This is a genomic window from Serratia proteamaculans (assembly GCF_004684015.1).
Classification (GTDB): domain Bacteria; phylum Pseudomonadota; class Gammaproteobacteria; order Enterobacterales; family Enterobacteriaceae; genus Serratia; species Serratia proteamaculans_F.
On record NZ_SRIA01000004.1, the window covers coordinates 170,226 to 191,784 of the forward strand.

The window sequence follows — 21,559 nt, forward strand, 5'->3', positions numbered from 1 at the left end:
ATGCACTCGGGGCTGCGGCGCGCTAAGCTGACGTCATTGTTCACCGAACCGAACCGAGCCAACCCCATGCCACAGCCCCTGACTGCAACCGAACACCACAGCCGCCCCTGGCCACTGTGGAAACCGATCCTGTTTCTGCTGGTGGTGGCCGTCGGCCTCTACTACGTCAAATGGCAACCCTATTACGGCAAGGCTTTTCTGGCGGCGGATACCCACTCGATCGGCAAATCGATACTGGCTAATGGCGATAGCAGCCCGTGGCTGGCGGCCTGGCACTATGCGCTGGTTTATTTCACCGCGGTGTGGAAGGCGGCGGTGCTCGGTGTGGTGTTGGGCTCGCTGGTGCAGGTGTTAATCCCGCGAGATTGGTTGATGCGTACCTTGGGTCATCCGCGCTTTTCCGGCACCTTGCTCGGCGCAGCGATCGCACTGCCGGGCATGATGTGTACCTGCTGTGCGGCACCGGTCGCCGCCGGGCTGCGCCGTCAGTCGGTGTCCAGCGGCGCGGCGATGGCGTTCTGGTTGAGTAACCCGGTGCTGAATCCGGCGACGCTGATTTTTATGGGCTTCGTGCTTGGCTGGCAGTTTGCCGCTATTCGGCTGGTGGCCGGGGTGATTATGGTGTTGGGCATTGCCTGGTTGGTGCAGCGCGCGACTGCCAACGACCCGCAACCCGCCGCACTGCAAATGCCGGTGATACCGCTGGAGAAAACCGAGGCGCAGCCCTTCTTTGGCCGCTGGCTAAAGGCGCTGTGGTCGCTGTTTTGGTCGACCATTCCGATCTATATTCTGGCGGTACTGGCACTGGGGGCGGCGCGGGTCTGGCTGTTCCCGCATGCTGACGGCGCGATAGACAACAGCCTGCTGTGGATTATTGGACTGGCGATCGCCGGTTGCCTGTTCGTTATCCCCACGGCAGCGGAAATCCCGATTGTGCAGACCATGATGCTGGCAGGGATGGGCACCGGCCCGGCATTGGCGTTGTTGATGACCCTGCCTGCGGTCAGCCTGCCTTCACTGCTGATGCTGAACAAAGCCTTTTCCGCCAAGGCCCTGTGCCTGACCGCCGCGCTGGTGGCGTTGTGCGGGATCGTCACAGGTGTGGTGGGAATGGGGCTGGTGTAGGTGGACGTGGCATTTCCCTCCTCCCTCTCCTGAGGGAGAGGGCCGGGGTGAGGGGATGATCAACGCAGCTTATGCACCACCTGATTGGCGCTGCCGCGCCAGATCAGCGCCGGGTCTTTTAAATCCTGCACAAACTTGCCGTCAATCAGCACGTTAATCCGATCCACTACCTGCATTTGCTGTTCATCCAGCTCCGCCAGCCGGTAACCGGTCCACAGCCAGATATCCTTGCCGCGGCACTCGGCATGCACTCTTTTCACCAATTGCAGCACCGCCGGGATATTGGCCGGATGCAGCGGATCGCCACCGGACAGCGACAGGCCCTGACGCGGAATACGTGTGTCGTTCAGATCGGCAATCAACCGGTCTTCCATCGCCTGGGTAAAAGGCTGGCCGGAGTTAAGCCGCCAGGTGCTTTTGTTGTAGCAACCGGGGCACTGGTGTACGCAACCGGCAACAAACAGCGTGCAGCGGGTGCCGGGGCCGTTGACCACGTCGAGGGGGTAATACTGGTGGTAATTCATATTTCGCTTTCTGATGGTAGGGGCTCAGCATGCTGAGCCCTGATGCATAGCGGCCCGGCGTTAGCCGATCTGGCCATTCCCCAGGTGTTTTACCCGGCGTTTCACTTCTTCCTGCTTGCCGGCGTTGAACGGCCTGGCATCCGGGCTGCCGAGGTAACCACACACCCGACGGGTGACGGAGACCTTGGACGGTTCGTGATTGCCGCATTTCGGGCAGGTAAAGCCCTTGCTGGTACAGGCAAACTCGCCGGTAAAGCCGCACTCGTAACACTCATCAATTGGCGTATTGGTGCCGTAATAAGGTACGCGGCTGTAGCTGTAATCCCACACGTCTTCCAGCGCTTTCAGGTTGTGCTGCAGGTTCGGGTATTCGCCGTAACAGATGAAACCGCCGTTGGCCAATGGGGGGTAAGGCGCTTCAAAATCCAGCTTGTCGTAAGGATTGACCTTTTTCTCCACGTCGAGGTGGAAGCTGTTGGTGTAATAGCCTTTGTCGGTGACGCCCGGCACCACGCCGAAATCGGCGGTATCCAACCGGCAGAAGCGGTCGCACAGGTTCTCGCTCGGCGTGCTGTACAGGCTGAAGCCATAACCGGTTTCTTCTTTCCAACTGTCGGTGGCGGCCCGCAGGCGGGCAACAATGGCAACCGCCTTGGCGCGCAGCGCTTCGTCGTCGTAGACGTGCCGTTGGTCACCGAACAGCGCGTTAATGGTTTCATGCAGGCCGATATAGCCCAGTGAGATCGACGCCCGGCCATTCTTGAAAATGTCGGCGATATTGTCGTCCGCCTTCAGGCGTACACCGCAGGCGCCTTCCATATACAGGATTGGCGCGACCCTGGCCTTGATGCCTTCCAGTCGGGCGATGCGCGTCATCAGCGCCTTTTTCGCCAACAGTAAACGTTGATCCAGCAACTGCCAGAAGCGGCTTTCATCCCCGACCGCTTCCAGCGCAATGCGCGGCAGGTTCAGGCTGATCACGCCGATATTGTTGCGGCCGTCGTGCACCAGTTCGCCATCTTCTTCATAGGTACCGAGGAAGCTGCGGCAGCCCATCGGGGTTTTGAACGAGCCGGTGACTTTCACCACCTGATCGTAATTGAGGATGTCCGGGTACATGCGCTTGCTGGCGCACTCCAGTGCCAGCTGCTTGATGTCGTAGTTCGGATCGCCGTACTGGTGATTAAGGCCGTCGCGGATGGCGAACACCAGTTTGGGGAATACCGCCGTCTTGCGGTTCTTGCCCAGCCCGGCGATGCGATTTTGCAGGATTGAACGCTGGATCATCCGTGATTCCCAGCAGGTGCCCAGGCCAAAACCGAAGGTCACGAACGGCGTCTGACCGTTGGCGGTGTGCAGGGTGTTGACTTCATATTCCAGCGACTGGAAGGCGTCGTAACACTCTTTCTCGGTGCGTGCCATGGCGTAGCCTTGCGCGTCCGGGATCTGCCACTGTTCGGCGACCTGCCGATGTTTGTTGAAGCTTTCGCTGACGAACGGGGCCAGGATCTCGTCGATGCGGTTAATGGTGGTGCCGCCATAAATATGGCTGGCAACCTGCGCGATGATCTGGGCGGTGACCGCAGTGGCGGTAGAGATCGACTTCGGGGGTTCGATCTCGGCGTTGCCCATCTTGAAGCCGTTGGTCAGCATGCCTTTCAGGTCGATCAACATGCAGTTGAACATCGGGAAGAAGGGCGAGTAATCCAGATCGTGGTAGTGGATCTCGCCGCGCTCGTGGGCCAGCACCACGTCACGCGGCAGGATGTGTTGCTTGGCATAGTGCTTGGCGACGATCCCGGCCAGCAGATCGCGCTGGGTGGGGATCACTTTGCTGTCCTTGTTGGCATTTTCGTTCAGCAGCGCCATGTTGCTTTGCTCCACCAGGCCGCGGATCTCCTGGTTCAGCCGACCGCGCAGTTCACGCGCTACGTCGCGATCGTGACGATATTCAATATAGGCACGGGCCAGCTGCTTGTATTCACCGGCCATCAACTGATTTTCTACCGCCTGCTGAATTTCATGGATATCAACGCGCTGCTGCTGTGACATCCGTTGAGCGACTACGCGGGCGACGGTAGCGCAGTAGTCGGCATTGACAATACCGACGGCCAGCGCGGCGCGCTCGATAGCTTGCCCAATACGTGCCTCGTCAAAAGGTACCTGACAACCGTCCCGTTTAATCACTACTGGTTTCACGTTGTTACTCCTTGTTCCCCGAGGGAGCGCAGATGCCCGGCAGGCTAAAAGCCGTTGGGTATCGGTATGATTTCGGCTTATCCACAGGGCAATGCCGCAGCGCACAAGGGCTGAGGCGACGTGTGGATGATTTTGTGGATAACTACTACATATAGGTGCTGGTGTTTCTTAACGCACTATATATAGATATTGGCGAGATTCTTTTGACGTAGAACAAGGAAATGGAAAGAGCGGGCGTTAGCTGTACAGACAGGAATTTTTGGCCTGAAAACTCAGGCCGGGCGGTGACGAAAATGCTCGAGCAGGAACTCAACCCAGACGCGCACCCGTGGCGGCAGGTCGGCGGAGGCATAGTACAGCCAGAGTGGGGTCGGCCGCGGCCAGCAATCCGCCAGCACAGGCTGCAGGGTGCCTTGTGCAAAATGATGCTCCGCATACCAGCGCGCCAGGCAGACGATGCCCAGCCCGGCCAGCGCCGCGTCCAGCAGCATTTCCGGGCGACTGGCCACCAGGCGGCCCTGCAGCTCCAGCGTTTTGGCTTCGCCGTGTTGTTGCAACGGCCATTTTACGCTGCGACCGGTGGCCGGGTTGCGGTGCAACAGGCAGTTGTGCTGCAACAGATCTTGCGGATCCTGCGGCATGCCGTGCAGCGTTAGATAGCCGGGCGAGGCCGCCAGCACCATCTGCATCGGGTACAAGGATCGCGCCACCAACCGGCTGTCGGGATCGACCCGGCTGCCGATCCCCACATCAAAACCTTCGCCCACCAGATTGACCACCCGTGCATCCAGCGAAAGATCGAGATCGATCTGCGGGTAGCGCTCAAGGAACTGCGGGATCAACGGCATCAGTATCTGCCGGCCAAAACCGGGGATCATGCTGACGCGCACCGTGCCGGAAGGGGTTTGCTGTGCGCTGCCGGCAGTTTCCAGTGTGGCGGACAGTGCCTGCCACAACGGTGCTACCTGCTGCAACAGCGCCTTGCCCTCATCGGTCAGCACCACGTTGTGGGTGTTACGCTGGAACAGCCGCAGCGCCAGTTTTTCTTCCAGCACGCGGATATTCTTGCTGATAGCCGCCGGCGTGACGCCCAGCTGGCGTGCGGCAGCGGAAAAGTTCTGTGCCTGGGCGGCAGCCAGGAATGCCGGCAGCAGACGGTGGACATCAAAGGGCAGCGACATAGTGGTTGATACTTTCAGTTGAAATTAAAGTGACAACTAACAGCCTACACCCGGCGCGCAAGAAATGGAAAAATGCGATATCAAATTTTAATCAAGGATCTCTTATGTCGCGCATTTTAGTGTTAACCGCTCACCGTTTTCCCGATGAATCACGGATTAACAAAACCTTGATCGACGCGCTGCGTCCTTTGCCGAACGTGACTGTTCATGAACTGATGCGTGTCTACCCGGACTATCAAATCGACGTGGCGCGCGAGCAGGAGTTGCTGCAGGGTCATGATGCGGTGGTGATGCTGTTCCCATTCTACTGGTACAGCTCCCCGGCGATCCTCAGTGAATGGCAGGACGCGGTATTAACCCACGGTTTCGCCTACGGCAGCGAAGGCACTCAACTGCAGGGTAAACCGCTGCAACTGGTGGTCACTACCGGCGGTAATCAACAGGCTTATACGCCAGAAGGTTATAACCGCTATCCGGTGGCAGATTTGCTGCGTCCGTTCCATGCGATGGCCAACCTGACCGGCATGGATTACCTGCCGCCGCATCTGGTTCAGGGGGTGTTTGATATTAGTGAGGAGCGTCTGGCGCAAGAGGCTGCCGGCGTGGTGGCACTGTTGAAAAAACTGTAGGGCGCGGCAACAGGCCACGCCCCGACAGCATCAGTCTTCCAGCAACCACCACACCGCTTCGAACGGTCGCAGGGTAGTGGCCTGCGGCTGGGCAGGGGCGTCGGTGTAGTTGCTCATCAACGGACGCCATAAATCAGACGGCTCCACGCCTTCGGCCTGCCAGGCAAGCGGTTCGCGGCTGAGGTTGGCCACCACCAGCAGGCGTTGGCCGTTCCAGCTACGTTGGTAGCACCACAGCGCCGGGTGAGCAGGGGCCAGATCACGGTAGTCACCGTGAGTCAGCAGCGGATACTGTTTGCGCAGGGTGATTAACTGGCGATAGGCGTAAAACACCGAGTCCAGATCGGCCAGCGCCGCTTCGGCGTTGATCTGCGGGTAGTTTTCCGCACAGCCGATCCACGGCGTGCCCTGGGTGAAACCGGCGTTCGGCGCGCTACTCCATTGCATTGGCGTGCGGCCGTTATCGCGCGATTTACTGGCCAGAATAGCCAGCAGTTCGGCGTCACTTTTCCCCTGTGCGCTGAGTTCGGTGTACATGTTCAGACTTTCCACATCACGATACTGCTCTATGGCGTTAAAGCCCGGGTTGGTCATGCCGATCTCTTCGCCCTGATAGATATAAGGCGTGCCCTGCATGCCATGCAGCACCATTGCCAGCATCTTGGCGGCCGGCACCCGCAGTTCAGCTTCATCACCGAAGCGTGAAACGATGCGCGGCTGATCGTGATTACACCAAAACAGCGCGTTCCACGCCTGATTGTGCATGCCTTGCTGCCAGTGGCTGAAAATCTGTTTGAGTTCGACGTAATCCGGCGCCGCCAGCGTCCATTTCTCGCCGCCGGCATAGTCCACCTTCAGGTGGTGGAAGTTGAAGGTCATCGACAGCTCTTCGCCGCTTTGCGCCGCGTACTGCCGGCAATGTTCCAGGGTGGTGGAGGACATTTCACCGACGGTCATCAGGCCACGCGGCTGGAACACGTCGCGGCTCATTTCCTGCAAAAATTCATGAATGCGTGGGCCATCGGTGTAGAAACGGCGGCCGTCACCCTGATTATCGGACGGGAAATCCTGCTGCTTGGAGACCAGATTGATCACGTCGAGGCGCAGACCGTCGACGCCTTTGTCGGCCCAGAACTGACAAACCTTCTTCAACTCTTCGCGTACCGGTGGGTGCTCCCAGTTGAGATCCGCCTGCTCGGTGGCGAACAGGTGCAGATAATACTGGCCGCTGTCGGCGTGCCATTGCCAGGCGTTGCCGCCAAACTTGGAGCGCCAGTTGTTCGGCAGGGCATCGCCTTCGCCGTCGCGCCAGACATAAAACTGGCGGTACGGGCTGTCAGGATCCTGCGAGGCTTTGAACCAGGGGTGTTCGGTCGAAGTGTGGTTGAACACCATATCCATCACGATGCGGATGCTGCGCTGGTGGGCGGCGGCAATCAGGCGGTCGAAATCCTCCATGGTGCCGTAGGCGGGGTCGATGGCGCAGTAGTCTGCCACGTCATACCCGTTGTCCACCTGCGGTGAGACATACACCGGCGTCAGCCAGATGGCGTCGATGCCCAGTTCCTGCAGATAGTCCAGCCGCTGCGTCACACCGGCCAGATCGCCGTAGCCGTTACCGGTGCTGTCCTGAAAACTCTTCGGATAGATTTGATAGATGACGCCGTTCTGCCACCAGGGGATTGGATTACTCATATAAATACCTTAACAGGCCCGGTGTACCGGGCCCCTACATTTCAATCAGACCGGCAGCTCACCGCGGCTGGCCTTGCGTTTGTAAACCATGATGGTCAGTACCAGCGGGATCACCACCGCCACCAGGATCGCCACCGTATAAATCATCCAGAACTGCGGTTTGATCGACAGAATGCCCGGCAAACCACCGACGCCGATACCGTTGGCCATCACACCGTCCAGGCCGCAGATCAGCCCGGCGAAGGCGGAGCCGATCATCGCGCACAGCATAGGGAAACGGTACTTCAGGTTGATCCCGTACATCGCCGGTTCGGTCACGCCGAGGTAGGCGGAGATGGCCGCCGGCACCGAGATTTCACGCTCGTTGGCCTTGCGGCTGACAATGATAATGCCCAGCACCGCCGAGGCCTGCGCAATGTTGGACAGCGCAATCAGTGGCCAGACCGGGGTGCCGCCCATGCTCTGGATCATCTGCATATCGATGGCCAGCGTGGTTTGGTGTACGCCGGTAATCACCAGTGGCGCATACAGGAAGCCAAACAGCGCGGCGCCAATAGGGGCAAAGCTACCGGTCATCACGGCTTTCACCGCCCAGGCTACGCCATCGCCAATCATGCGGCCGAACGGCCCGATAAACGCATGCGCCAGGAACACCGCCAGCAACAGGGAAACTACCGGCACCACCACCAGATACAGGTAATCCGGCACGATCTTTTTCAGGCGGGTCTCAATCCAGCCCAACGCCATACCGGCCAGCATGGAAGGGATCACCTGCGCCTGATAGCCGACTTTCTGAATGGTGAACCAGCCGAAGTTCCACACTTCCGGGATCTGCTGCCCGAGCTGATAGGAGTTCATCAGTTGCGGGGACACCAGCGTGACGCCCAGCACGATACCCAGCACTGGCGTACCGCCCATTTTTTTCACCGTTGACCAGCAAATGGCGACAGGCAGGAACATGAAGATGGCTTCACCGAGCAGCCACAGGAAGTCGTAAATGGTTTTCCACGCCGGATGCATCTGCGCCAGCGTTTGGCCGCCGGACATCGGGATGTCGCCGATCACGTTGCGGAAACCGAGGATCAAACCGCCGCTGATTAAAGCAGGCAGCAGCGGGAAGAAGATTTCGGCGAAGTGCGAGATGGCGCGTTCGCTCCAGGTCATGTTCTGGCGTGCTGCGACCTTGGCCTGCTCTTTGTCAGCTTCATTGACGCCGGTGGTGGCGATCAGGGCCTGGTAGTAATCCCCGACCTCGGGGCCGATCACCACCTGGAACTGCCCGGCGTTGGTAAAGCAGCCTTTGACCATTGGCAGCTCTTCGATTTCTTTCGGTTTGGCCAGGGCTGGGTCATTGAGAACAAAACGCAGCCTGGTAATGCAGTGGCTGACGGTAGCGATATTCTCGCGCCCGCCCACCAACACAATCAGGCGATCGATATCCTGCTGTTTTACTTTGCTCATTATTAGATACCTTTCTTGGTATGGGACTGCCGCAGAGGTGTTGTTGGAGTAATGATCAAAGCTTAGTCACTCCGCTTTTTTTATGGAATGGGAACGTTCCCGGTTTGGGGCGAGGATCACAAAACGATAAAAAAATGACCATTTATCCAACAGGGAATTTTGCGAGCCGGCCGAAACATCCGGAAATATTATCTTGAACAAGGACATTGACGGCTATACTGTCACCCTTAACAATCAATAAGTTGATTGAAATTAGCGCGACTCGTTAGTCCAATACGTTATGTGATCGTCGCTACCACGCACTTTTTTCAAGGAAGAATCATGATTCTGACATTGCCCCGGCTCCTTATTGTCTTCACCGCGCTGTTCCTGAGCGCCTGTACCAGCCAAAAAAGCAGCCCGGAACGCCACGCCAAGCATGCGATTTATCAAATGGCGCGAGAGGATTTCTCCCCCGAAATACGAACCCAAATTCCGGACTCGATAAAAGCCTCTATTCCGTTCTTTGACCAGTTCTATCAAATGGGGAAGGCCGATCGGGCCAAGGGATTGACGCGTCAGCAGGCAGAGCAGCGGGAAGCCTATTTCCGCAGCCCTGAATTCCTCAGCGACGTGGGGAAGAAAGGGACATTTATCAATCAGGAATATTCAGTGGATAACCCGCAAAAACAACGGCAGATCCTGCTGGATTCCGCCGTGGCGACCTACTGGGATGGCTATGACGGCCGGCCTTGAGGGGCGGTTACCACACTATCTAAACCCGCCTTCAGGCGAGTTGGCTTGGCACGATGATCTGGCGGATGCCCTGTTCGCCGCTAAGCTGGCCCAGCAGCTGTTGGGCGGCCTGCAGCCCGGCCGTGCCGTAGCCCAGATCAACCGAAAAGGTTTCGGGGAACAGGAAGTTTAGCAGCGGGGTATTACCGATCCCGCACACCTGCAGCGGGGCAATATGCTGCTGTTGCAGGTATTTGATCGCACCCAGTGCGATGGTGTCGGAGGCGCACACCAGCGCGGTGGTCTGGGCATCGATGACCGAGGCGGCCAGTTGGAAACCGCTCTGATAGCTCAGTTCGCCCAGCGCCACGCTCGGGGTAATCTGCTGTTGCCGACAGGCGTCGAGATAGGCCTGGTGGCGGCGCATACCGGTGGTGGCATCCGACAGTTGCACCCCCAGGTAGCCGATATGCCGGTGGCCTTGTTGCTGCAGGCGTTCCATCAGCAGCCGCACGGCACCGTCGTCGTCGTAGCAAACCGAAGAAAACCCCTCGTATTCGCGCGCCAGCACCACCATTTTATCCTGCCACGGGCTGAGCATCGCTGCCGTAAGATCGGTGAAACCGAACAGGATCACTCCGTCGACGTTACGCTGCTGCAGAACGTGCAAATGCTCTTCCACCAGCCGGGTCTCGAACTGGCTTTCCATTACGATAGGATCGAAGCCGTGCTGATACAGCAGCGGCAACATGGTGCGTACCGCCTGGTTTTCAGACGGAGAGTCGAGACGGGAAACGATAATGCCGACCACTTTGTCGCTCTGGCCGCGCATGGCACGTGCCGATTTGGACGGGGTGAACCCCTGCTGACGGATCACCGCTTCCACCCGTTCGCGGGTCTGCGGGCTCACGCTGCCTTCGTTGTTCAGCACGCGTGATACGGTGGATTTACCTACGCCGCTCAGGCGTGCGATGTCCTTGATGGTCAGCCGGTTTTGCATGGTTTAATTTTCATTGAGGTTAAAAGGCGTAAACTGACGGCCTACGCTGAATGCCCGTCAGCATAGCCTATTTTCCGCAACGGATCTTGGCGCTGTGCAGGGATTTACGTACCGCGCTGAACGGCCGCTCTTGTCGTTTGTTCTTTTCATTTACCGGAGGTTATCACCTATATGGATCCCGATCCGACCCCGTTAGACACCCACTCGGTGACCCGGTAAAACCTGCCCGCTTTGCGCTGCTGTTTTACCGGTGAAGTAATAAACGGTAACCGGTAGCGCGCGCCCGTCGTTCGCTCCTGCTGCTATTAAAAATGTAAGGATCTGCCCCGGCAGAGGCTTTTTGGCGTGTCCGAAAGCCTGGCCGGGGAGGATCTCGTGTTCACCCACTGCCGTTAGGCATTGGGCGACGAGGTGCGAAAAAATGAAACTGAAAAATATCCCCCGTCAACTGCTGGGCCTGCTCAGCCGCAATTTACCGCGCCGTTTGGTGCACCGTGACAGCCTGTTGGACGGCCTTGGCGGCAAAGCGCAGGGGTTGCCCGCCGGTTTGGCACAACAGCGGCTGGAATGCGCTGCCGCCAATTCCACCGAGCTTTATCTGCGTTTTCAAAGCCATCCGGAAGGCATAACCGCTCATGAGGCGGAGCGGGTACGCGAACGCTGCGGTGAGAACGTCATTGACGATCAGCAGCAAGAGGCCTGGTGGCAGCACCTGTGGCACTGCTATCGCAATCCGTTCAACCTGTTGCTGACCGCTCTGGGCATGATCTCTTATGCCACCGAGGATCTGACCGGCGCACTGGTGATCGCCCTGATGGTGGTGATCTCCACGTTGCTGAATTTCATTCAGGAAGCGCGATCCAACAAGGCGGCGGATGCACTGAAAGCCATGGTCAGCAACACCGCCACGGTTATCCGCAGTGACGCAGTGACCGGTAAAAGTGAGCATCTGGAACTGCCGATCTCGCAACTGGTGCCGGGCGACATCATCAAGCTGGCGGCGGGCGATATGATCCCGGCGGACTTGCGCGTGCTGTCGGCAAAAGATCTGTTTATCAGCCAGGCGGCGCTGACCGGTGAGTCTCTGCCGGTGGAGAAAATCGCCGAGTTGCGCGAACAGGTGGAAGATCCGCTGGAATGCCAAAACCTGTGCTTTATGGGTACTAACGTGGTGAGTGGCACCGCGCTGGCGATGGTGATTGGCACCGGCGGCGACACCTATTTCGGCCAACTTGCGCAGCGCGTGATCGGTCAGGATCAGCAACCCAATGCCTTCCAGAGCGGGATCAGTAAAGTCAGTTGGTTGTTGATCCGTTTTATGATGGTGATGACGCCAATTGTGCTGTTGATCAACGGCTATACCAAGGGCGACTGGTGGGAAGCGGCGCTGTTCGCGCTGTCGGTGGCGGTGGGGCTGACCCCGGAAATGCTGCCGATGATTGTCACTTCTACCCTGGCAAGAGGGGCGGTGAAACTGTCCAAACAGAAAGTGATCGTCAAGCGTCTGGACGCTATTCAGAACTTTGGCGCCATGGATATTCTGTGTACCGACAAAACCGGTACCCTGACCCAGGACAAAATCGTGCTGGAGCGCCATACCGACGTGTTCGGCGTCGCCAGCGATCGGGTGCTGCATTACGCCTGGCTGAACAGCTTCTACCAGACCGGGCTGAAAAACCTGCTCGACGTGGCGGTGCTGAGCTGTGCGCAGCAAAGCCAACAGCCGGATGCCTTGCAGCATTACCACAAAGTGGATGAGATCCCGTTTGATTTTGAACGTCGCCGGATGTCGGTGGTGGTGGCCAAAGACGCGCAATATCACGAGCTGATCTGCAAGGGCGCGCTGGAAGAGATGCTGGCGATTTGCAGCCATGTGCGGCAGGGAGATCAAGTGATCCCGCTGACCGAGGCATTGTTGGCACGCATTCGGCGCGTTACCGACGATCTCAACCAGCAGGGGCTGCGGGTGGTGGCGGTAGCCAACAAGATCCTACCGGCGCAGGCTTACGAATATGGCGTGGCTGACGAATCGGATCTGATCCTCGAAGGGTATGTGGCCTTCCTCGATCCGCCAAAAGAGAGCACCGAACCGGCGCTGGCGGCGCTGAAAAACAGCGGCGTAACGGTGAAAATCCTCACCGGCGACAACGAGCTGGTGGCGGCCAAGGTGTGTAAAGACGTCGGGCTGGCGGCGGATCATGTGCTGCGTGGCAGTGAGGTCGAACAGATGGACGACCAGCAACTGGCGCAGGCGGCGGCGCGTACCACGGTGTTCGCCAAGCTGACGCCGTTGCATAAGGAACGTATCGTCAAGCTGCTGCGTCAGCAGGGCCATGTGGTCGGTTTTATGGGCGACGGAATTAACGATGCTCCGGCGCTGCGTGCGGCGGATATCGGGATTTCAGTGGATTCTGCGGTGGATATCGCCAAGGAAGCGGCGGACATCATCCTGCTGGAAAAAAGCCTGATGGTGCTGGAGCAGGGGGTGATTGAGGGGCGTCGCACCTTCGCCAATATGCTCAAATACATCAAGATGACGGCCAGTTCCAACTTCGGTAACGTGTTCAGCGTGCTGATCGCCAGCGCCTTTTTGCCGTTCCTGCCGATGTTGCCGCTGCATCTGCTGATCCAGAACCTGATGTATGACATTTCGCAGGTCGCCATTCCGTTCGACAACGTCGATGACGATCAAATCACCCAGCCGCAGCGCTGGAACTCCGGCGATATTGGGCGTTTTATGGTGTTCTTTGGGCCGATCAGTTCGATTTTCGACATGCTGACCTTTAGCCTGATGTGGTGGGTGTTTAAAGCCAATACGCCGGAAATGCAGACGCTGTTCCAGTCCGGCTGGTTCGTTGAAGGGCTGCTGTCGCAAACGCTGATTGTGCATATGATCCGCACGCGCAAAATTCCGTTTATCCAGAGCCGTCCTTCGTGGCCGCTGTGCATCATGACCCTGCTGGTGATCGCCACCGGCATCGGCCTGACCTTCTCGCCGCTGGCCGGTTTCCTGCAGCTGCAGGCGCTACCGCTCGGTTATTTCCCATGGCTGGTGTTGATCCTGTGCGGTTATATGGTGCTGACCCAGTGTGTGAAAGGCTGGTTTGTGCGCCGTTACGGCTGGCAGTAATTCCCACGCCCCTCTTGCGTCCGTAAGAGGGGCATTTGTGATCCAACCCGGCTTTTCACCCTCACCGTTGGACATCTGCACTGTGCTCAGTCTTTATTTACAGCTTCGCTGTTGAGTTATATGACAATGTTGTTTTGAGCCCGAGATGCCCGGGCCTAGCGCACCGAGGGGCGCTCCGGCAGCTAAAGCTGCTACGACCCCTTCGGCACGCTCTCCCTAATAACAAACTTTGTCAGTAGCTTGTATAGCTTCGCTGTTTTTATTGATATTTTTTCCTCTGAGGAATTTCTGATGCACAGATCCCTGCGTTATACGCTACTGGCTTCATCGTTATTGTGTTCTCTGGGTGCATTGGCACAGCCGGCCGGTGATTTGCCGCTGATGCCCTGGCCGCAGCAGGTGGAACTGACCCAACCGGCGGGCAGGCTGGTGCTGGATCACCGCTTGTCGATTAATCTGCAGGGCGACGATTTGGCCGATGCGCTGCCGCGTTGGCGGCAACGTATTGAGCTGCAAACCGGTTGGACGCTGGCACCCCAGGCGGCAAAAGCCGCAGGCGTGGTGATTAACGTGAACATCAAGGACAAGGTGGCGGCGCAGCCACTGCCGGGCAGCGACGAGAGCTATAAACTGGTGGTGAGGCAGGATGGCATCACGCTGACCGCCAATACCCGTTTCGGGGCGCTGCGGGGCATGGAAACCCTGCTGCAACTGGTGCAGACCGACGGCCAGAACACCTTCCTGCCGCTGGTGAGCATCAGCGACGTGCCGCGTTTCCCGTGGCGCGGCGTGCTGCTGGATTCGGCGCGCCATTTCCTGCCGCTGGCGGATATTCTGCGCCAGCTCGACGGCATGGCGGCAGCCAAGCTCAACGTGTTCCACTGGCACCTGACCGACGATCAGGGCTGGCGCTTTGCTTCTGAGCATTATCCCAAGCTGCAACAGCAGGCCAGCGACGGCCAGTTTTATACTCGCGAACAGATGCAACAGGTGGTGGCCTATGCTACCGCGCGCGGCATCCGGGTGGTGCCGGAAATCGATCTGCCGGGCCATGCTTCCAGCATTGCCGTGGCTTACCCGGAGCTGATGAGCGCGCCGGGGCCGTATCAGATGGAGCGCAACTGGGGTGTCCATAAGCCAACGCTCGATCCGATCCGTGAGGAGGTTTATCAATTTGTTGACACCATTATTGGCGAACTGGCAGCGATCTTCCCCGATCCTTACCTGCATATCGGGGGTGACGAGGTGGATGCCAGCCAATGGAAGCAATCGAAAACCATTCAGGCCTTTATGCAGCAGCATCAGTTGGCGGACACCCATGCGTTGCAGGCCTACTTCAACCAGAAGCTGGAAAAAATCCTCGAACGGCACCAACGACAGATGGTCGGCTGGGATGAGATTTATCACCCGTCGCTGCCGCGCAGCATTGTGATCCAATCCTGGCAGGGGCAGGACTCACTGGGGGCCAGCGCGCAGGACGGCTACCAGGGCATTCTGTCCACCGGCTTTTACCTCGACCAACCGCAGAGCAGCGCCTATCACTATCGCAACGAGATCCTGCCGCAGCCACTGGGCGTCGCCACCGAGGTGCAACCCGATGAAAAGGCGCAGAGCTGGCAGTTCAGCATGCCGCGGCTGAAGGGCAGCGCGGTGGAAGGCAGCTTTACCCTGATTGAAGGGAAGCAGGGGTGGCGTGGCTTTATCGACTTCAACGGCAAATCCCGTCGTGCGCTGCAGGATATCGTCTGGCGTTCGCCGCAGCAGGTGAGTTTCCGCGTCGATACCTGGATGGGCGAGACGCGCCCGGTGTTCACGCTGCAACAGGATAAGCTCAGTGGGTATACGCTGGTTGGCAACGTGCGTTATCCGACCAGTGGCAGCAAGCTGACGGCGATCCCGGCGGGCAAGATGCCGGTGATACCGGACACGAAGCAGCAGGCCAATATTCTTGGCGGCGAGGCGGCGCTGTGGGCGGAAAACATCAGGGCGCCGATCCTCGATCTCAAGCTGTGGCCGCGCGGGTTCGCGGTGGCGGAGCGCCTGTGGTCGGCGCAGGACGTAACCGATGAAAACAACATGTACCGGCGGCTGGCGGCAGTTGACGCTTGGTCGGCCGTCTCGGTGGGCTTGCAGCAGCACGCAGAAACTGCCCGCGAATTCACCCGGCTGGCGAACAGCGTGCAGATCGCGCCGCTGCAAACCCTGGCCGAGGCGGTAGAGCCGGGCCAGTATTACACCCGTCAGCATTTGAAATTCAAAGCCGGTAATTACCATCAGTTCGAACCGCTGAATCGCTTTGCCGACGCTCTGCCGGCGGAAAGCAACGCAGTGCGCGAGATGGGGCTGCAGGTTGCGGCCCTGGTGAAAGATCGCAATGACAGTGCGGCGGCACAGGCGCTGCGCGAACGTTTACAACGCTGGCAGTTGAATACCGCGCCGGTAAAAACGGTGATTGCCGGTAACCGGGTGATGCAGGATCTGGCACCAGTGGCGCAGGATGTTGGTGCGCTGTCGGCACTGGGGCTGATGCTGTTGGAACGTTATCAGCAGAACAAACCCTTGAGCAAAGCCGAAGCCGGGCAGATACAGCAACAGCTGGATGCGGCGGCGCAAATACGCGACGAAGTGGTGATTGCGGCGGTTTATCCGCTGGAAGCCCTGCTGCGCGCCAGCGCGATCGAGTGAGGTGTGGGGCTCTGCATGCGTAGGGGCTCTGCATGCCGAGCCCTGACAAAAACCTACAGCTGCAGCGGCGGCAACTGTTTGAAAATGCTGACCAACCCTTCGCCCCAGCCTTTGCGGATGGCGTTGAAATGCGGATGATCTTCGGTGATACGGTATTGCTGCGCACTGCTGAAACTGTCGCGCGGGTAAATCATCACGTCGAGTGGCAGGCCGACCGACAGGTTACTGCGTAGCGTAGAATCGAGGGAGATTAGTGCGCACTGCATCGCCTGTTCCAGCGGGGTGTCGTAGTTCAGCACCCGATCGATAATCGGCTTGCCGTATTTGCTTTCGCCAATCTGGAAATAGGGCGTATCGCGGGTGGCCTCGATAAAATTCCCCTGCGGATAGATATGGAACAACCCCATCTCTTCGCCCTGGATCTGGCCACCGAGCAGCAGGCTGCAACTAAAATCGGTGGTACTGCCGCTCTGCTGGGCTTCGCTGTCGCGTTGGATCACTTCTCGTACCGTTTCGCCCACCAGCGTGGCGGCTTCGTACAGGCTGGGGGCATTGAGCAGATTGGGGCGTTCGGCGTCTTTGCAGCGGCGCTGCAGCAGACTGATGATGCTCTGGGTGGTCGCCAGGTTACCGGCGCTTTGCAGCACCAGCAAGCGCTCGCCGTCCTGCTGGAACACGTACAGTTTGCGGAAGGTAGAAATATGGTCCACTCCGGCATTGGTGCGTGAATCAGAAGCAAAGACCAGCCCGGATGACAAGCGCATGGCCACACAATAGGTCATTCCACATTCCCTCAAAACAAGACTGGCACGCTGCCAAACGCCAGCGTGCCGTAAAGCTTCATTTTCGGCAACAGGCTATTGCCCGCTGGGCATCATTTGCACTTCGGCTATGGTCTGCATATTCTCGCAGCCGCCGCCCAGCCGCATGCCGCGCACCGGGCAGGCGTCCAGATAGTCGATTCCCACCGCCAGCTTAAGGTGCTGATTCGGCAGACGGGTGTTGTTGGTCACGTCAAAACTGTGCCAGCGTTCGTCGACCCAGGCTTCCGCCCAGGCATGGGTGGCGACGTGGGTGGAGTCCTCGCTGTAGAGGTAGCCGCTGACATAACGCGCCGGAATGTTCAGGTAGCGGCAGCAGGCCAGAAACACGTGGGTGTGATCCTGACAGACGCCGGTACCGGTGGCGAACGCCTGGGCCGCGCTGTCGGTAACGCTGGTGGATCCCGGGCTGTATGGCATTTTCAGCAGCAGTTCGCCCATCAGGTTTTCCAGCCCGTCCAACACCGCCTGCGGCTGGTAATAGCGCAGGGCAAAAGCCTGGATCGCGCTGTCGGGCTGGGTCAGCGGGCTGTGACGCAGGAATACCAGCGGTGACAGATGCCCCATCAACTGATCTTCTACGCCGTCTTCAATCTCTACCACGCCGTGAGCCTGAATGGTGATTGCCTGATGCGGGTGATCCAGCGTCAGCACGTGCAGCACGTTACCGAAGGCGTCGGTGGTGCACACCGCATCTTCCGGCAGCGTCAGTTGCCAGGAGATCACACGCTGATGCTGCGAATTCTGCGGTGTCAGGCGCAGATATTGCGTACTGCGCTGCACCTGCTGGGCGTAGGTGTAATGGGTATTGTGCTCAATGTTGAGTTTCATTGTGCCTCCAGATAGGTGTGATGGACGCTCTCGGCGATGCCGCCAATCTGCCCGAGAAAGCTGTCCAGCCAGTCGTTCAGCCCGATGTTGTTCAGATCTTTCATGCTGCTGAAGCGCAGTTCGGCGTGCAGCGTGTGCGCCAGTCGACGCGGTTGATTGGCGCTGTTGCCACCAATCTGCTCCAGCTGTTGCACCATGTCGCCGACGCAGGCCAGCAGGGAGCGCGGGATCTCATTACGCAGGATCATCAGTTCGGCAATGGTGTCGCGGCTGAGCTGCTGCTTGTAGATGCTGTGATAGGCCTCGCGAGCGCTGACCGCCCGCAGCAGCGTATCCATGCGGTAATACTCGCGTACCGGGTCACCGTCGCTGTCCATCAGCGCGTTTTTCACCCCCAGCAGGCGGGCGGTGCTGTCGGCCCGCTCCAGCAGGGTGCCGAGGCGGATAAAGCACATGGCGTCGCTGCGCAGCAGGGTGCCGAACATCGCGCCGCGAAACAGGTGTGAGCGTTCTTTTACCCAGTCGAAGAAGGCATCGGCACCCACCGAGCCAATGCCCTGACGGCGGATCAGTTTCATCTCGATCCAGGTGGAGTTAATGCACTCCCAAACCTCGGAAGACAGGCTGCCGCGTACCGCGTGAGCGTTGTTCCAGCCCATCTGCAAACAGCTGTAAATGCTGCTGTGGTTGCGGCTGTCGAGGGCAAAAAAACTGACCAGATTGGCCATGGTCAGGTCAGGGTAGGCCGCGGCATACAGCTGCCCGGTGCTGGTCAGATTGAGCGGCACCTGCAGATCCTGATCTTCGCTGTCGCGGATCGGCATCATCGACAGCTTGTTGGTGACGTCGAGTACCCGGGCGATACTTTCTGCCCGCTCCAGATAGCGGGCCATCCAATAGAGTTCACTGGCAGTTCGGCTCAGCATGCGTCGTCCTCCAACACCCAGGTATCCTTGGTTCCCCCGCCTTGCGACGAGTTGACCACCAGCGAGCCTTGCGCCAGCGCTACGCGCGTCAGGCCGCCCGGCACCAGGCGAATTTCCGCGCCGCTGAGGGCAAACGGCCGCAGATCGATATGCCGTGGTGCCAGGCCGTCGTTGACGAAGGTCGGGCAGGTCGACAGCGCCAGTGTGTTTTGTGCAATGTAGTTATGGGGCTTGGCCAGCAGCAGGGCACGGAAGTGGGCGATTTCATCTTTGGTCGCCGCCGGGCCGATCAGCATGCCGTAGCCACCGGCACCGTGAACCTCTTTCACTACCATCTGTTCCAGGTTCGCCAGTACGTACGACAGCTCATTTTTGTGACGGCACTGCCAGGTCGGCACGTTATTAAGGATCGGCTCTTCCTGCAGATAGAAGCGCACCATCTCCGGCACGTACGGATAGATAGACTTGTCGTCGGCCACGCCGGTGCCGATGGCGTTGGCCAGCACTACGTTACCGGTGCGATATACCGACAGCAGCCCCGGCACGCCGAGCATCGAGTCCGGGCGGAAGGCCAGCGGATCGAGAAAGGCGTCGTCCACCCGCCGATAGATCACGTCCACCTTGCAGGGCCCGGCGGTGGTGCGCATAAACACCGCGCCGTCCTTGACGAACAGGTCAGCGCTTTCCACCAGCTCAACCCCCATCTGTTGTGCCAGGAAGCTGTGCTCGAAATAGGCGCTGTTAAAGCGGCCCGGCGTCAGCACTACCACGGTCGGATCGTTAATCGGCGAGCTTTCACGCAGGGTTTGCAGCAGGTGCGAAGGGTAGCGCTCCACCGGCGCAATACGCTGTTGGGCGAACAGCTCCGGGTACAGGCGCATCATCATCTTGCGGTTTTCCAGCATGTAGGACACGCCGGACGGGGTGCGCAGGTTGTCTTCCAGCACGTAATACTGGCCGTCGCCGCCGCGTACCATATCCACGCCGACAATGTGCGCGTAAATATTGCGGTGCAAATCGACGCCTTGCATGCAGGGTTGATATTGATCGTTGGCCAGCACCTGTTCTGCCGGAATGATCCCGGTTTTCAGAATATGTTGTTGATGGTAAATATCGTGCAGGAAGGCGTTCAGCGCCTGGACGCGCTGGCGGATACCGCGATCGAGCATTGCCCATTCGCCGGCGGGAATGATGCGCGGAACGCTGTCGAATGGGATCAGTCGTTCTGCGCCATCATCCTCACCATAAACGTTAAAGGTAATTCCCACCCGATGAAACAGCAGTGCAGCCTCTTCCCTTTTACGCTGAATGGCCTTGTGATCGGCCTGTTGCAGCCAATGCCAGTAAGCTTCGTAATGACCCCGGTGTTTACCCTCAGCCAGAAGCATCTCATCAAAAAACGGTGAAGCGGACAGATCGATATTTAGCATCGTCACCTCGTCGACATTGCAGGCTGTAGACGGATCCAGCATAAAATGTGCCAAGGTGATAAAGGGGCGAAAATGGCGCGAAAACGCCAGGTCGCGGCAGGAAAAGGCCCACTTTGGGTGCACCCAAACCGGACGCTGCCTTAAAACGGGGCAAAACTGCGGCGCGTACCTCAGTCTTTAAACATTGCAGCGGCTTCCTCGAAGACTGAATGTAAAGTGCGTTATAAAATCGAGAATTTACTTCTAACGCATTAATTTATAAAAGTATTCAAGGGAGTGATAATGCCGCATGATTTTAATATTCAGGAACTGGGTCGAAGGGTATTAGCAATAACCAATGAAATTTTTGCTGTCGGCGAACATAACATTCGGGTGCAAATGTTGACCGCAGAGGATTTGGAATGGTGCATTGTACAGACGCGCCAGCAACCTGAAAATCAGCGCATCCCCTGGGCGTTGAGCGGTGCGGTGCTGGATTACCCCGATGCTTTCAACTTTAGTTTTAAAATCCTGGGTGCGGACCAAAGGCCAGCCGGTGCCTGTATATGTCAGTTTTGCCCCGCAACAGGCAATATGTCGGCGGTGCTGAATGTTGAAATGCTGCAAAATTTCCACATACAGGACTCATGTCTTGATGGTAATACCTTTCGTTTTGCTCTCTATGCCGCTGTGCTGTTCATGGTCGAGACTCAATGCTCCGGTCTGCGGCTAATATCACCGATCAATGAAAGGGTTGCGGATTATTACATCAATGAGCATCACTTCGTTGATATCACTTCTGGTGATAAAGGTATTCTCTATCGTGATGCGCAGTCATTATTCCAATGGTTTATCGAAGACTCAACACCTACCGAGTCATCAGCTTTGGTTGATGCTGCACAATATTTGAGCGACAATAACGACCTGCTAACAGGATTATAGGAGGGGATATGGTCATTAAAATCACAAATCGGATTGTAGCGGAAACCACGTCCTATGAGCTGGGAGTATGCCAGGCTGAAGGAGACAGACTGGCAGTGGTAAAAACCTATACTTCTGATGAGATTAACAGCCTGACCCCGCGTGGGATGCCAATTACCGCTTCACGGGAAGAGGTAATAGCCGTTTTAAAACAAGCCGCGAAAAAAATTAAGGCTCAATCTTCCCCGATAATAGAAGCTGCTGGCGCTGTTCGTCGAAACCGAATCGATAAGTAATCTACTGGCCGC

At 58.0% G+C, this 21,559-nt stretch carries 17 protein-coding genes; 7 read left to right on the plus strand and 10 right to left on the minus strand.

The genetic code is table 11. The features are described from left to right. Positions 1–66 precede the first annotated feature (66 nt). The gene (locus E5C26_RS02375; RefSeq protein WP_135315133.1) at positions 67–1,125 is read left to right on the plus strand and encodes a permease; all 1,059 of its coding nucleotides are present in this window, start codon (positions 67–69) and stop codon (positions 1,123–1,125) included. A gap of 59 nt (positions 1,126–1,184) precedes the next feature. Here E5C26_RS02375 and nrdG read toward each other — a convergent pair whose 3' ends face one another. From nrdG to E5C26_RS02390, 3 genes are all read right to left on the minus strand, one after another. Next, positions 1,185–1,649 (minus strand): anaerobic ribonucleoside-triphosphate reductase-activating protein, encoded by a 465-nt coding sequence (gene nrdG, locus E5C26_RS02380; RefSeq protein WP_135314892.1) that lies wholly within the window; start codon positions 1,647–1,649, stop codon positions 1,185–1,187. A gap of 60 nt (positions 1,650–1,709) precedes the next feature. After that, positions 1,710–3,848: an anaerobic ribonucleoside-triphosphate reductase gene (nrdD, locus tag E5C26_RS02385; protein ID WP_135314893.1), complete on the minus strand. Its 2,139-nt coding sequence runs from the start codon at positions 3,846–3,848 to the stop codon at positions 1,710–1,712. A gap of 272 nt (positions 3,849–4,120) precedes the next feature. Beyond that, the gene (locus tag E5C26_RS02390; RefSeq protein WP_135314894.1) at positions 4,121–5,029 is read right to left on the minus strand and encodes a LysR family transcriptional regulator; all 909 of its coding nucleotides are present in this window, start codon (positions 5,027–5,029) and stop codon (positions 4,121–4,123) included. 104 nt (positions 5,030–5,133) lie between these two features. Here E5C26_RS02390 and E5C26_RS02395 point away from each other — a divergent pair, with 104 nt between their 5' ends. After that, positions 5,134–5,658: an NAD(P)H-dependent oxidoreductase gene (locus E5C26_RS02395; RefSeq protein ID WP_135314895.1), complete on the plus strand. Its 525-nt coding sequence runs from the start codon at positions 5,134–5,136 to the stop codon at positions 5,656–5,658. A gap of 30 nt (positions 5,659–5,688) precedes the next feature. Here E5C26_RS02395 and treC read toward each other — a convergent pair whose 3' ends face one another. Together treC and treB are read right to left on the minus strand one after the other, a co-directional pair. Next, on the minus strand, positions 5,689–7,353 hold the full coding sequence (gene treC / locus E5C26_RS02400) for an alpha,alpha-phosphotrehalase (protein WP_135314896.1): 1,665 nt from the start codon (positions 7,351–7,353) through the stop codon (positions 5,689–5,691). Between the two features lie 45 nt (positions 7,354–7,398). Then, the gene (treB, locus tag E5C26_RS02405; RefSeq protein WP_135314897.1) at positions 7,399–8,814 is read right to left on the minus strand and encodes a PTS trehalose transporter subunit IIBC; all 1,416 of its coding nucleotides are present in this window, start codon (positions 8,812–8,814) and stop codon (positions 7,399–7,401) included. Positions 8,815–9,135: 321 nt separating this feature from the next. Between treB and E5C26_RS02410 the strand changes: the two genes are divergently transcribed. Further along, on the plus strand, positions 9,136–9,549 hold the full coding sequence (locus tag E5C26_RS02410; protein ID WP_135314898.1) for an Exc2 family lipoprotein: 414 nt from the start codon (positions 9,136–9,138) through the stop codon (positions 9,547–9,549). A 31-nt stretch (positions 9,550–9,580) separates the two neighbouring features. Here the strand turns inward: E5C26_RS02410 and treR are convergent, their stop codons facing one another. Beyond that, the gene (gene treR, locus E5C26_RS02415; protein WP_135314899.1) at positions 9,581–10,528 is read right to left on the minus strand and encodes a trehalose operon repressor TreR; all 948 of its coding nucleotides are present in this window, start codon (positions 10,526–10,528) and stop codon (positions 9,581–9,583) included. Positions 10,529–10,949: 421 nt separating this feature from the next. Between treR and mgtA the strand changes: the two genes are divergently transcribed. After that, positions 10,950–13,658 (plus strand): magnesium-translocating P-type ATPase, encoded by a 2,709-nt coding sequence (gene mgtA / locus E5C26_RS02420; protein WP_135314900.1) that lies wholly within the window; start codon positions 10,950–10,952, stop codon positions 13,656–13,658. A gap of 291 nt (positions 13,659–13,949) precedes the next feature. Next, positions 13,950–16,343 carry a beta-N-acetylhexosaminidase gene (locus E5C26_RS02425; RefSeq protein WP_135314901.1) on the plus strand — a complete coding sequence of 798 codons (2,394 nt, stop codon included), beginning with the start codon at positions 13,950–13,952 and terminating at the stop codon, positions 16,341–16,343. Between the two features lie 53 nt (positions 16,344–16,396). Here the strand turns inward: E5C26_RS02425 and E5C26_RS02430 are convergent, their stop codons facing one another. From E5C26_RS02430 to E5C26_RS02445, 4 genes are all read right to left on the minus strand, one after another. Next, the gene (locus E5C26_RS02430) at positions 16,397–17,125 is read right to left on the minus strand and encodes a proteasome-type protease (protein ID WP_135314902.1); all 729 of its coding nucleotides are present in this window, start codon (positions 17,123–17,125) and stop codon (positions 16,397–16,399) included. Between the two features lie 75 nt (positions 17,126–17,200). Beyond that, positions 17,201–17,995 carry a transglutaminase family protein gene (locus E5C26_RS02435; RefSeq protein ID WP_135314903.1) on the minus strand — a complete coding sequence of 265 codons (795 nt, stop codon included), beginning with the start codon at positions 17,993–17,995 and terminating at the stop codon, positions 17,201–17,203. Then, the gene (locus E5C26_RS02440) at positions 17,992–18,921 is read right to left on the minus strand and encodes an alpha-E domain-containing protein (RefSeq protein WP_135314904.1); all 930 of its coding nucleotides are present in this window, start codon (positions 18,919–18,921) and stop codon (positions 17,992–17,994) included. Before E5C26_RS02440 ends, E5C26_RS02435 begins: the two co-directional genes overlap by 4 nt. Next, entirely contained in the window at positions 18,915–20,351 is a 1,437-nt protein-coding gene (locus tag E5C26_RS02445) for a circularly permuted type 2 ATP-grasp protein (RefSeq protein ID WP_135314905.1), read from the minus strand. The genes E5C26_RS02440 and E5C26_RS02445 overlap by 7 nt, the downstream gene beginning before the upstream one ends. A gap of 282 nt (positions 20,352–20,633) precedes the next feature. On the opposite strand from E5C26_RS02445, the gene E5C26_RS02450 reads away from it, so the two are divergent. Further along, positions 20,634–21,272, plus strand: a complete 639-nt coding sequence (locus E5C26_RS02450) for a hypothetical protein (RefSeq protein WP_206194225.1) — start codon at positions 20,634–20,636, stop codon at positions 21,270–21,272. 8 nt (positions 21,273–21,280) lie between these two features. Beyond that, positions 21,281–21,547 carry a hypothetical protein gene (locus tag E5C26_RS02455; protein ID WP_135314906.1) on the plus strand — a complete coding sequence of 89 codons (267 nt, stop codon included), beginning with the start codon at positions 21,281–21,283 and terminating at the stop codon, positions 21,545–21,547. Positions 21,548–21,559: the final 12 nt, after the last annotated feature.